The following is a 12487-nucleotide window of genomic DNA, read 5'->3' on the forward strand; positions in this document are numbered from 1 at the left end:
GCCGCCCACCTCCACACCCACGGCCACCCCATCGACTGGACCCCCCTCCTCCACCCCGGCCACCACCCCGACCTCCCCACCTACCCCTTCCAGCGTCGCCGCTACTGGGTGGACACTGCGGGCACGAGCGCCCCGGTCGACGCACCGGAGGACGGCGCGGCGGCCTCGGCGGGGACGGAGCTGCGTCGACGGCTGGACGGGCTGTCCGGGCCCGACCGCGAGCAGCTGCTGCTCGACCTGGTGCGGTCCCACGCGACCGCCGTCCTGGGCCTCGGCGATCCGATCGCGTCCGGGCGCTCCTTCCACGAGCTGGGCTTCGTCTCGCTCACCGCCGTGGAACTGCGCAACCGGCTGAACGCCGCCACCGGCCTGCGGCTCGCGGCCGCCGTCGCCTTCGACCACCCGACCCCCGAGGCCCTGAGCGGCCACCTGCACGGTCGGCTGCTCGACACCGCCGTCGAACCCGCCGACGCGGTACCCGGGCCGGCGTCGGCCGTCGGCGACGACGAGCCGATCGCCGTCGTCGCCATGGCCTGCCGGTTCCCCGGCGAGGTCCGCAGCCCCGAACAGCTCTGGGAGCTGGTCGCGGACGGCCGGGACGCGATCACGCCGTTCCCCGTCAACCGGGGCTGGGACCTCGACAACCTCTACGACCCCGACCCGGACCGTCCCGGCCGCTCCTACACCCGCGAGGGCGGCTTCCTGCACGACGCGGACGGCTTCGACGCCGCGTTCTTCGGCATCGGCCCGCGCGAGGCACTCGCCATGGACCCGCAGCAGCGGCTGCTGCTGGAGACCTCCTGGGAGGCCTTCGAACGGGCCGGCATCACCGCGGACAGTCTGCGCGGCAGCCGCACCGGCGTGTTCGCCGGCAGCAGCGGCCAGGACTACCACCTGCTGGCGCAGGGCGCGGCGGAAGGCCTGGAGGGCTACCTGCTGACCGGCAACGCGGCCAGCGTCATCTCCGGCCGGCTCGCCTACACCTACGGCCTGGAGGGACCGGCCGTCACGGTGGACACCGCCTGCTCGTCCTCGCTGGTCGCCCTGCACCTGGCCTGCCAGTCGCTGCGGTCGGGCGAGAGCACGCTCGCCCTCGCGGGTGCCGTCACCGTGCTCTCCACCCCGCAGGCGTTCATCGGCTTCAGCCGGCAGCGGGGCCTGGCCCCGGACGGGCGCTGCAAGCCCTTCGCCGCCGCCGCCGACGGCACCGCCTGGGGCGAGGGGGCGGGGGTGCTGCTGCTGGAGCGGCTGTCCGACGCCCGCCGCAACGGCCACCCGGTGCTCGCCGTGGTCCGCGGCTCGGCCACCAACCAGGACGGCGCCAGCAACGGGCTGTCCGCGCCGAACGGACCGTCCCAGCAGCGGGTCATCCGGCAGGCGTTGGCCAACGCCCGGCTGACCGCGCACGAGGTGGACGCGGTCGAGGCACACGGGACGGGAACGCCGCTCGGGGACCCGATCGAGGCCGAGGCGCTGATCGCCACGTACGGGCGGGACCGGCCGGCCGAACAGCCGCTCAGGCTGGGCTCGGTGAAGTCGAACATCGGCCACACCGCGGCCGCCGCCGGAATGGCCGGCGTGATCAAGATGGTGATGGCGATGGAGCGCGGCGTCCTGCCGCCCACGCTCCACACCGACGCCCCCACCCCGCACGTGGACTGGGAGGCGGGAGGGATCGCCCTGCTCACCGAGTCGGTGGCCTGGCCGGAGCACGGCCGCCCCCGCCGCGTCGGCGTCTCCGCCTTCGGCATCAGCGGCACCAACGCCCACGTCGTGCTCGAACAGGCCCCGGCGGAGCCCGCGGCCGCCCACGACGACGCCGCCCCGCCGACGCCCGGGCCCTCGGCCCAGGCCCCGACGGCCGAGCAGCGGCCGCTCCTCCTCTGGCCGGTCTCGGCCCGCGGCGAGGCAGCGTTGCGCGGCCAGGCGGAGCGCCTGCGCGCCCACCTCGACGAGGCGCCCGGCCTCGATCCCGCCGCCGTCGGCCGCGCGCTGGCACTCACCCGGTCCGCCCTGCCGCGCCGCGCCGTCCTGCTCGGCCGCGACCTCGCCGAGCTGGCCGCCGGCCTGCCCGCGCTCGCGGCCGGAACGGCGGCGCCGGGGCTGGTCCGGGGCACGGCGGCGGCCGGCCGGGTCGGCTTCCTGTTCCCCGGCCAGGGCAGCCAGCTGCCCGGCATGGGCCGCGGCCTCCACGCGGCGCACCCCGTCTTCGCCCGAGCCCTGGACGAGCTGTGCGAGCTGCTGGACCACCAGCTCGCGGAGCCCGGGCGCCCCGCGCTGCGCGACGTCCTGTTCGCCCCCGAGGGCAGCCCCGCGGCCGCCCTGCTGGACGAGACGGTGTTCACCCAGGCCGGACTCTTCGCCGTCGGCCTGGCGACGTTCCGTCTGCTCGAATCCTGGGGCGTGACGCCCGACTACGTCGGTGGCCACTCGATCGGCGAACTGGCGGCGGCCTGCGCGGCCGGCGTGCTGACCCCGCAGGACGCCTGCCGGCTGGTCGCCGCTCGCGGCCGGCTGATGCAGGCCACCCCGGCCGGGGGCGCGATGGTGGCCGTCGAGGCGGCCGAGGACGAGGTGCTGCCGCTGCTGGTCGGCCGGGAGGAGCAGCTGGGCCTCGCCGCCGTCAACGGGCCCCGTGCCGTCGTGCTGTCCGGGCTGGCCGAGGCCGTCGACGAGGTCGCGGCCGTGCTCGCCGCACGCGGCCGCCGGACCAAGCGGCTGCGGGTCACCCGGGCGTTCCACTCGCCGCTGATGGACGGTGTGCTGGCGCGCTTCCACGCGGTGGCGGGTGAGCTGACGTACCGCGCGCCGCGGATCCGGCTGCTGTCCAACCTGACCGGCGAGCGCGCCACCGCCGAGCAGACCGGCACACCGGAGTACTGGGTGCGGCACATCCGGGAGACGGTGCGGTTCCACGACGGCGTGCGCCGGATGGCGGCGGACGGCGTGACCACCTTCCTCGAACTCGGCCCCGGCGGCGTGCTGTCCGCCCTGACCCGGGGGGCGTTGGCCGACCAGGTGCCCGCCCCGGCGGCGGTGCCGCTGCTGCGGCGCGGCCGGCCGGAGCCGGAGAGCGCGCTGACGGCGCTCGCCCACGCCCACGTCCGCGGGGTCCCGGTCGACTGGGAGGCCGTGCTCGGCCGCGCCGGGGCGGGCACCGTCGCCCTGCCCACCTACGCGTTCCAGCACCGGCGCTTCTGGCCCGACGCCGCCGCCCCGGCCGCCCCGGCGGAGCGGCCCGCCACCGCGCCGGAGGAGCCCGACGCCGCCCCGGCCACCGGCCGAGCGGTCGAGGAGGACGCCCCCGCCCGGCTGCGGGAGCGGCTCGCGGCCCTCGGTCCGGCCGAACGCGACTCCGTTCTGCGGGAGTTGGTCGCCGGCCAGGTCGCCGCCGCGCTCGGTCACACCTCTGCCGACGAGCTGGACACCGAGCTGAGCCTGCCGGAGCTGGGCTTCGACTCGCTGGCCGCCACTGAGCTGAGCACCGCGTTGCTGGCCGCCACCGGCCTCACCCTGCCCCCCACGGCGGTCTTCGAGCACCCGACGCTCGACGCGCTCACCGCCCGGCTGCGGGCCGAGCTGGACGCCGCGCCCACCTCACCGGACACCCCGGCGGACGGCCTGCTGGCCTCGCTGGCGCCGCGCGCCGCCGAACTCGGCCGGTTCGCCGAGTTCGGCGAACTCCTCACGGCCGTCTCCCGGTTCCGGGAGACCTTCGACACCCCGCCGGGCCCCGCCGCCCGCCCCGCTCCGGTCCGGCTCGCCCAGGGCCCGGCAGCCCCGCGGTTCTTCTGCTTCCCGTCCTTCGCGACCCGCTCCGGCGCCCACCAGTACGCCCGGCTGGCCGCCGCCGCGCGCGGCGGCCACGAGCTGTGGGCGCTGCCCGCCCCCGGTTTCGTCGCCGGGGAACCGCTGCCCGCCGACCTCGACGCGCTGGTACGCCTGCACGCCGAGGACGTCGAACGGCTGGCCGCCGGAGAGCCGTTCGCGCTCCTGGGCCACTCCGCCGGCGGCTGGATCGCGCACGCGGTGGCGGCTCACCTGGAGAAGCTCGGCACCTCCCCCGCGGCGCTCGTCCTGCTGGACAGCTACCGGCCCGGCAGCGCGACGCTCCCCCGCATCCAGGCGGAGATCGCCCGTCAGCTGGCGGACGGCCGCCTCGCACCGGAGCAGTTGCTGGACGACGCCTGCCTCACCGCGACGGGTGGCTACGCCCGGCTCTTCGCCGCCTGGGAGCCGGCGCCGCTGGCCACCCCGACGCTCCAGCTCCGCGCGGCCCGGCCCCTGCCCGGGTTCCCGGCCGACGGCTGGCAGGCCTCCTGGCCGGTGCCGCACACCGAGGCCGAGGTGCCGGGCGACCACTTCACCATGACCGGCGAGCACGGCCCCGCCACCATGCGGGCCGTCCTCGACCACCTCGCCGGGGCGTCCACCTGACCGTCCCGGCCGCACCGCACAACACCGCACCACCCAGCACCGCACGGCCCAGCACCACACCGAGCCGGACCGCACCGAGCCGGACCGCACCGCGTATCCGTTCCCGACCGAGGGTGAGCAGACCATGAGCAACGACCACGACCCGCAGCACGGCTCCGTGGACCAGGCCGTCCTGGACGGCCAGGCCGCCTACCACCGCCGTGCGCTGCACTTCTACGACCTGCTGGTGTTCCGGGGCAGCGCGCCGCTGTTCTGGCGCTGCTCGCCGAGGAACTTCCTGCAGATGTACAACAGCTGCGTCGGCGCGAAGCACCTGGAGATCGGCGTCGGCACCGGCTACCTGGTGTCGAACACCAGGTTCCCGGTCTCGAACCCGCACATCACGCTGGCCGACCTCAACCCCGCCACGCTCGACTTCACCGCGGAGCGGCTCGCGCACTTCCGGACCACCAAGGTGGTCGCCAACGCCCTGGAGCCGCTGCCGGTGGCCGCGGAGAGCCAGGACTCGGCCGCCCTCAGCTTCCTGCTGCACTGCGTCCCCGGCAGCCTGCGCGAGAAGGGCGTGGCCATCCGGCACGCGGCGGCGACGGTCAAGCCCGGCGGCACGGTGTTCGGCAGCACGATCCTCTCCCAGGGCGTCCCGGTCACCGGCGCCGGCCGCTGGCTGATGAACGACCTCAACAAGAAGGGCGTCTTCCACAACGACCAGGACGACCTGGAGGACCTGCGCGACCAGCTCAAGCAGAACTTCGACGACTTCGACCTGGTCGTCCGCGGCTGCGTCGGCCTCTTCCGGGCCCGCAAGGCCTGACGCCCACCCGCTCTCCCGCCCCACCCCCGCACCACCCAGAACCGTTCCGGAAAGGACCCGACGCCATGGCCACACGCTGGTATCCGATCGAGGAGGCCGACGACTCGCTGTTCGCCACGGCCCCGCTGTACCACGCCCGTTCCGTCGAGGTGCCGTTCTCCGCGGAGGAGACCTGGGCGGCCCTGACCGGCGACGGCGTGTCCAGCTGGACCAAGGGGATGCGCCGGCTCACCTGGACGTCGCCCCGGCCGTTCGGCGTCGGCACCACCCGGGAGATCGAGATGGAGAGCGACCTCGTCCTGCGCGAGCGCTTCTACCGCTGGGAGGAGGGCACCCGCAAGACCTTCACCGCGACCGAGGGGACCCGCCCGATCTTCCGCCACCTGGTGGAGGACTACGTGGTCGAGCCGACCGAGACCGGCGCCCGGTTCAGCTGGCGCTGGGCGGCCGAGCTGAACCGCCCGTGGTCGTTCCTGGCGGGCCCGCTGGACCGCTTCTTCTTCGCCCCCACCGGCCGCTCGCACATCGACGGCCTGCCCGCCTACATGGCCGGGCTGCACCGGTCCGCGGGCGACTGACCCCTCCGCCCCTTCCTCCGGCACCACCGAACCCGAGAAGCCCGGAACCCCCGAAAGCCCCGGAACCCCCGAGAAGCCCGGAACCCCCGGACCGCCGAACCCCGAACGAAAGAAGACCCGTATGTGCGGGATCGCCGGCTGGATCTCCTTCCAGCTCGACCTCGAACGTGAACTCCCCGCCCTGAGCGCGATGACCGACACCATGATCTGCCGCGGTCCGGACGCCGGCGGCACCTGGCTGTCCCGCCACGCCGCGCTGGGCCACCGCCGGCTCTCCATCATCGACCTCGCCGGCGGCGTGCAGCCGATGGTGGTCGAGACGCCGGACGGTCCGGTCGTGATGACGTACAGCGGCGAGGCGTACAACTTCACCGAGCTGCGGGACGAACTCCGCCGCCGGGGGCACGAGTTCCGCACCTCCAGCGACACCGAGGTGGTGCTCCGCGGCTACCTGGAGTGGGGGCAGGGAGTCGCCGACCGGCTCAACGGCATGTACGCGCTGGGCATTTGGGACGGCCGCGTGGAGAAGCTGGTGCTGCTGCGGGACCGCCTGGGCATCAAGCCGCTCTACTACTACCCCACCGCGGACGGCGTGCTGTTCGGGTCGGAGGCGAAGACCCTGCTCGCCCACCCGTCGGTGGACCCGGTGGTGGACGCCGACGGCCTGCGCGAGATGTTCGGCTTCGTCAAGGCCCCCGGCCGCGCGGTCTGGTCGGGCATGCACGAGGTGAAGCCCGGCACCATGGTCACCTTCGACCGCTCCGGGCTGCGCGAGCACGTGTACTGGCGCCTGGAGGCGGCCGAGCACCGCGACGACACCGAGACCACCGTCCGGCACGTCCGCGAGCTGCTGGAGGACAGCGTCGCCCGGCAGTTGGTGGCCGACGTGCCGCAGTGCGTGCTGCTCTCCGGCGGCCTCGACTCCAGCGCCCTGACGGCCCTGGCCGGCCGCCGGCTCGCCGCCGAGGGCGAGCGGGTGCGCACCTTCACCGTCGACTTCGACCAGTCGGACGCGTTCCGGCCGGACGACCTGCGCGGCTCGCAGGACGCCCCGTTCGCCCGTGAGGTGGTCGAGCACGTCGGCACGCTGCACCACGACATCCGGCTCGACCACCAGGCGCTGGCCGACCCGGCGGTGCGCCGGGCGACGGTGACCGCCCGGGACCTCCCGTTCGGCTTCGGCGAGGCGGACAACTCGCTGTACCTGCTGTTCAAGGCGATCCGCGAGCACTCGACGGTCGCGCTCTCCGGCGAGTCCTCCGACGAGATCTTCGGCGGCTACCCGTGGTTCCACCTGCCGCCCGTGCAGGAGGTCCCGATGTTCCCGTGGGTGACCGCCTCCGGCCTCGGCCCGCGCAAGCACCCCACCAAGCTGATCGACCCCGAGCTGCTGCTGAAGACGCTGGACGTCCCCGGCTACTGGGCGCAGCGCTGGACCGAGTCGGTGGCCGCGATACCGGTGGTACCGGGCGAGGACGCGCACGAGCGGCGGATGCGCGAGTTCTGCCACGTGCACCTGACCAGCCTGCTGGGCCTGCTGCTGGACCGCAAGGACCGGATGAGCATGGCGGTCGGCCTGGAGGTGCGGGTGCCGTTCTGCGACCACCGCCTGGTCGAGTACGTGTACAACACGCCCTGGGCGATGAAGACCTTCGACGGCCGGGAGAAGAGCCTGCTGCGCGCCGCGGTGCGGGACATCCTGCCGAGCTCGGTGGTGGAGCGGCGCAAGGCGCTCTACCCGCACACCCAGCAGCTCGCCTACGTCGGCGCGTTGCAGCGCCAGGTGGGCGAGCTGCTGTCCGGGGACCACGCGGCGGTGGAGCTCTTCGACCGCGCCGCACTCGCCGGGGCCGCCGGCGCACCGCCGGAGGCCGTCGACCGGGACGAGCGGGAGGCGTTCGAACGCGTCCTCGACCTGGCCGTCTGGCTCGACCTCTACCGCCCGACCGTCAAGACCTCCTGAGGAGCCCGCCATGCCCGTCGACAACGACGTCTACAACACCCATTCCTGGTGGGACGACGACCAGCCGTTCGCCACGCTGGAGGCGTTCACCCCCGCCCGGTTCGACTACTTCCACGACGTGCTGACCAACCGGCTGCGGCTGGACCTCAAGGGCCTGCGGGTGCTCGACGTGGGGTGCGGCGGCGGTCTGCTCGCCGAGCACTTCGCCAAGGCCGGCTGCACGGTGACCGGGATGGACCCGTCCGGCCCGTCGCTGGCGGCGGCCGGCGAGCACGCCCGCGCGTCCGGCCTGGAGATCGAGTACCAGCAGGGCTTCGCCGAGGAACTGCCCTTCCCGGACGCCACGTTCGACTTCGTCTACTGCTGCGACACCCTGGAGCACGTCACGTCGGTGGACCGGTCGGTCTCCGAGGCCGTCCGGGTGCTCAAGCCCGGCGGCCACTACCTGTACGACACGATCAACCGGACCTTCCGGTCCAAGCTCGCGATGATCAAGATGGCGCAGGACTGGAAGTCCGTCAGCTTCGCGCCCAAGGACCTGCACGACTGGGCCAGCTTCATCAAGCCGGCCGAGCTGCACGCCGTCTTCCGCAAGTACGGCCTGGCCAATCAGGACCTCGTCGGATTCGCCTCCACCCGGCCGCAGTTGGAGCTGTTCAAGGCGATGCGCCGACGTGCCCGGGGCGAGATCAGCTACGGCGAGCTGGGGCGGCAGTTCCAGCTCGGCGTTCACAAGGACACGTCGGTGATCTACGCCGGCTACGCACGGAAGGCGGCGAACTGACCATGGCGACCCCCACCCCCGACGTCCGGGTGCCGGTACTGATCGTCGGCGCCGGCCCGGCCGGCCTCACCGCCTCGCTGGCGCTCTCCCGCTACGGCGTACCGCACCTGCTGGTCGGCAAGTACCCGGGCACCGCGCACACCCCGCGCGCCCACCTGCTGAACCAGCGCACCGGCGAGATCCTGCGCGACCTCGGCGTCGAGCACGAGGTGCTGGCCGAGGCGACGCCGAGTCCGCTGCTGGCCAACCACGTCTTCATGTCGACCTTCGCCGGCCCCGAGGTGAGCCGGCTGGACGCGTACGGCAACGGCCCGGACCGGATCGGCGACTACCTCGCGGCCAGCCCGAGCACGATGTGCAACCTCGCGCAGCACCGGCTGGAGCCGCTGCTGGTCGAGCAGGTCCGGCAGGCCGGGGTCGGCGAACTCCGGTTCGGCCAGGAGTTCCTGAGCCTGGAGCAGGACGAGGACGGGGTCACCGCGGTGATCGCCGACCGGCAGTCCGGCCTGGAGTACAGCGTCCGGGCCGACTACGTGATCGGCGCCGACGGCGCCAAGAGCCGGGTGATGGAGCAGGCCGGGCTCACCGTGGAGGGCGCCACCGGGCTGGCCAAGGTGGCCTCGGTCTGGTTCGAGGCGGACCTCACGGCCTACTGCGCCGACCGCCCCGCGATCCTCTACATGGGCGCCGTCCCCGGCAACCCGCCGGAGGACGGCCGGGTGTTCGTCAGCATCCGCCCCTGGACCGAGTGGGTCTACCTGCGCTTCCTCGACCACGGCGTCGAGTTCGACCGGGACGACCACGAGGAGATCCTCGCGCACATCCGCGAGAGCATCGGCGACCCGTCCGTCGAGGTCCGGATCAAGAACGTCTCGCCGTGGGAGGTCAACGCGGTCGTCGCCCCCCGTTACGGGAACGGCCGGGTGTTCTGCGTCGGCGACGCGGTGCACCAGATGCCGCCGACCAACGGGCTCGGGCTCAACTCGGCGGTCGCGGACTCCTTCAACCTCGCCTGGAAGCTGAAGCTCGTCCTCGACGGCACGGCCTCCGCCGCCCTGCTGGACACCTACCAGACCGAGCGGCTGCCGGTCGGCGGGCAGATCGTCGACCGCGCGGTGCGCAGCATGCTCGACTTCCTCGGCATCCCGGCGGCGCTGGGCTTCGCCGCGGGGCAGAGCCCGGCCGAGCAGTGGGAGCTGCTGCGCGGCCTCGCCGACGACACCGAGGAGGCGGCCGCCCGGCGCGCCGCGCTGGCCGCCGCCACCGACCGGATCAACTACCAGGTCAACGCGCACGGCGTCGAGATCGGCTACCGCTACCGCGACGGCGCCCGGGTGGACGACGGCACCGCCGAGCCGGTCGACGACCGGGACCCGGAGCTGTACTACCGGGCCACCACCTGGCCGGGCGCGCGTCTGCCGCACGCCTGGCTGGAGGACGGCGGGCGCCGCCGCTCCACCCTGGACGTGGTCGGCCGGGGCCGCTTCGTGCTGCTCACCGGTCGTGGCGGGGACGGCTGGCACGACGCGGCCCGCGAGGCCGCCCGGCTCACCGGGGTGCCCGTCACGGTCCGCACGATCGGCGCCGCCGAGGGCCTGCGCGACCCGTACGGGGCGTGGGAGCGGCAGCGCGAGGTCGACGCGGACGGTGGCGTCCTGGTCCGCCCGGACGGGCATGTCGCCTGGCGCGCCCGGACGGCCTCCTCGGCCGGCGACCTGCCCAAGGTGCTGGCGACCCTGCTCCAGTCGCCCGCCGCACCGACGGCCTGACCTCCGCCGGGCGGCCCCCCCCCCCGCGGGGCCCCCCCGCCCCCCGGCGGCACCCCCCCCCCCCTCACCCCACCCCCAACCACCCCGGCCACCCCCCAGGGCCCGGCCGGCGCCGCCGGCGCGCTCCCGCCCCCGGGTGGTGGCCCCCCCCCCCCAGCCGCCCCCCCCCCCCCCCCCCCCCCCCCCCCGGCCCCCCCCCCCCCCGCCGGCCCCCCCCCGGCCCCCGGTCGTCACCCGACCGACCGTCACCCGACCACTCACCACCGAGGACACCCCCATGGCCGTGACCGACCCCGGCACCGGCGACGCCCGCTGGATGCGCCGCTTCCACCCGGCGCCGGCCGACGCCCCCAGGCTGGTCCTGCTCCCGCACGCCGGCGGATCCGCCAGCTTCTTCCGCCCGCTCGCGACCGCGCTGGCCGAGCGCTTCGACGTGCTGACCGCCCAGTACCCGGGGCGCCAGGACCGCCGCGCCGAGCCGCCGATCGAGGACCTCACCGAGTACGCCGACCGGATCCACCGGGCGCTGCCCTCCGACGGACGCCCGCTCGCCCTCTACGGCCACAGCATGGGCGCGCTGCTCGCCTTCGAGGTGGCCCGCCGGCTGGAGGCGGCCGGCCGGGCACCGCTCGCCGTGGTCGTCTCGGGCCGCCGGGCCCCGTCCGTGCACCGGGAGGACACCGTCCACCTGCGGGACGACTCCGGGCTGATCGCCGAGCTGCGCGAGCTGAGCGCCACCCACAGCAGCCTGCTCGCCGACGAGGAGGTCGTCCGGATGATCCTCCCGGCGCTGCGCGGCGACTACACCGCCGTGGAGCGCTGGACCTGCCCGGCCGACTCCGTGCTGACCGCCCCGCTGCTGGCGCTGACCGGCGACGCCGACCGCTGGACCGGTGTCGACGACACGGCGGCCTGGGCCGCGCACACCACCGGCGCCTTCCGGTGGGAGGTGCTCGACGGCGGCCACTTCTTCGTCGTCGACCACTGGCAGCGGCTGTCCGGCCTTGTCTCCGGCTTCGTCCTCGACGCCCTCGGTGCGGTCGAGGCCCCTGCCGCCCTGGGGACGCCGGCCTGACGCCGCGCGCTAGCGGCATCCGGCCCCGCACCCCACCTGGACGCCGGGAGCCCGCTCACCGTGCCGGGTGCCGTAGTCGGCGAGCCACCGCCGTACGTCCCCGCCCGCGGCGTCCCACGAGCGGCCGAGGCCGACGGCGTCGTCCAGGGCTTGGTGCACGCCCGACACCTCCAGCGGGCGCGCCGGTTCCGCGGCCTCCCCCACCAGCGCGACCCGGCCGGACACCCGGGCCGCCGCGGCCCGCCGGGTGGGGACCGTCCAGGCGCGCCAGTGCCGGCCCATCGTGAGGACGTTGCGGGCGGCGTAGCCGATGTCCGGGAAGGCCCCGAGCACGTGTTCCAGGTCCACCCGGGCGCCGGCGAGGTCCCCGCCGGCGTGCCGGTGGCGGGTGGCGGAGAGGCTCAGGTACCGGGCGTCGGGCAACGGGTAGTGCGAGACGTGCCAGTGCGCGGCCACCCAGCAGGTGGCCGCGCCGTCCTGCCAGCGGCCGGGCACCAGCTCCATCGGGACGACGGTGCGGTAGACCGCGACCCGCTCCGCCGGTTCGCCGCCGTCGCGGGACGCGTCCTCGCCGGAGAGGTCCTCGCGGGCGGCGGAGCGGGCGCCGTCCGTGAGGACCAGGGCGTCCCCCGTGACGCTGCGCCCGTCGGCGAGCGCCACCACCACCGACTCGCCGTGCTCGGTGTAGCCGATCACCCGGCTGTCCGCCCGCAGTTGGACGGCGTCCAGCTCCCAGCAGGCTTCGAGCAGCGGCTCGTACACGTCCAGCCGGTGGGCCGTCGCGTGGACCGCGCGGACCGCGCCGGGCAGCGGCACCGAGGTGACCGGCTCCCCGGTCGACCCGTTCATGACCCGGAGCTCGTCGATCGCCAGCGACCGGTCGCGCACGGCCTCGCCGACTCCGAGCCGGTCCAGGAGCCGGAAGGCGGGCGGCGCCAGCCGGACGCCCGCCCCGCTCTCGGTGAAGACCGGCCGTTGTTCCAGGACGAGGACGTGATGCCCCCTCGATCCCAGCGCGACCGCCGTGGCCAGACCGCTGATGCCACCGCCGGCAACCAGAATTCGCATAA

7 protein-coding genes and 1 pseudogene are annotated in these 12487 nt (G+C 75.0%); 7 read left to right on the plus strand and 1 reads right to left on the minus strand.

Annotated features, from left to right (window positions below):
- Positions 1 to 153 precede the first annotated feature (153 nt).
- From ACFXHB_RS11345 to ACFXHB_RS11375, 7 genes and pseudogenes are all read left to right on the plus strand, one after another.
- A pseudogene (locus ACFXHB_RS11345) lies at positions 154 to 4437 on the plus strand (alpha/beta fold hydrolase); the annotation flags it as partial.
- Between the two features lie 124 nt (positions 4438 to 4561).
- Positions 4562 to 5248, plus strand: a complete 687-nt coding sequence (locus tag ACFXHB_RS11350) for a class I SAM-dependent methyltransferase (protein WP_380573727.1) — start codon at positions 4562 to 4564, stop codon at positions 5246 to 5248.
- A gap of 65 nt (positions 5249 to 5313) precedes the next feature.
- A complete protein-coding gene (locus ACFXHB_RS11355) occupies positions 5314 to 5826 on the plus strand; it encodes an SRPBCC family protein (protein WP_380573728.1) in 513 nt (170 codons plus the stop codon).
- Between the two features lie 121 nt (positions 5827 to 5947).
- Positions 5948 to 7789, plus strand: a complete 1842-nt coding sequence (gene asnB / locus ACFXHB_RS11360) for an asparagine synthase (glutamine-hydrolyzing) (RefSeq protein ID WP_380573729.1) — start codon at positions 5948 to 5950, stop codon at positions 7787 to 7789.
- A 10-nt stretch (positions 7790 to 7799) separates the two neighbouring features.
- Positions 7800 to 8573 (plus strand): bifunctional 2-polyprenyl-6-hydroxyphenol methylase/3-demethylubiquinol 3-O-methyltransferase UbiG, encoded by a 774-nt coding sequence (ubiG, locus tag ACFXHB_RS11365; RefSeq protein WP_380573730.1) that lies wholly within the window; start codon positions 7800 to 7802, stop codon positions 8571 to 8573.
- Positions 8574 to 8575: 2 nt separating this feature from the next.
- Entirely contained in the window at positions 8576 to 10342 is a 1767-nt protein-coding gene (locus ACFXHB_RS11370) for an FAD-dependent monooxygenase (protein ID WP_380573731.1), read from the plus strand.
- Between the two features lie 277 nt (positions 10343 to 10619).
- A complete protein-coding gene (locus tag ACFXHB_RS11375) occupies positions 10620 to 11417 on the plus strand; it encodes a thioesterase II family protein (RefSeq protein ID WP_380573732.1) in 798 nt (265 codons plus the stop codon).
- A gap of 9 nt (positions 11418 to 11426) precedes the next feature.
- On the opposite strand, the gene ACFXHB_RS11380 is transcribed toward ACFXHB_RS11375, so the two are convergent.
- Entirely contained in the window at positions 11427 to 12485 is a 1059-nt protein-coding gene (locus tag ACFXHB_RS11380; RefSeq protein ID WP_380573734.1) for an FAD-dependent monooxygenase, read from the minus strand.
- Positions 12486 to 12487 lie beyond the last annotated feature (2 nt).

The sequence above is a fragment of the Kitasatospora sp. NPDC059327 genome, from assembly GCF_042752535.1.
Taxonomy (GTDB): Bacteria; Actinomycetota; Actinomycetes; order Streptomycetales; family Streptomycetaceae; genus Kitasatospora.

Excerpts from the sequence above, each read along its gene's own strand:
- ACFXHB_RS11350 (WP_380573727.1), top strand. The coding sequence starts at position 4,562 with ATGAGCAACGACCACGACCCGCAGCACGGCTCCGTGGACCAGGCCGTC.
- ACFXHB_RS11355 (WP_380573728.1), top strand. The coding sequence starts at position 5,314 with ATGGCCACACGCTGGTATCCGATCGAGGAGGCCGACGACTCGCTGTTC.
- asnB (WP_380573729.1), top strand. The coding sequence starts at position 5,948 with ATGTGCGGGATCGCCGGCTGGATCTCCTTCCAGCTCGACCTCGAACGT.
- ubiG (WP_380573730.1), top strand. The coding sequence starts at position 7,800 with ATGCCCGTCGACAACGACGTCTACAACACCCATTCCTGGTGGGACGAC.
- ACFXHB_RS11370 (WP_380573731.1), top strand. The coding sequence starts at position 8,576 with ATGGCGACCCCCACCCCCGACGTCCGGGTGCCGGTACTGATCGTCGGC.
- ACFXHB_RS11375 (WP_380573732.1), top strand. The coding sequence starts at position 10,620 with ATGGCCGTGACCGACCCCGGCACCGGCGACGCCCGCTGGATGCGCCGC.
- ACFXHB_RS11380 (WP_380573734.1), bottom strand. The coding sequence starts at position 12,485 with ATGCGAATTCTGGTTGCCGGCGGTGGCATCAGCGGTCTGGCCACGGCG.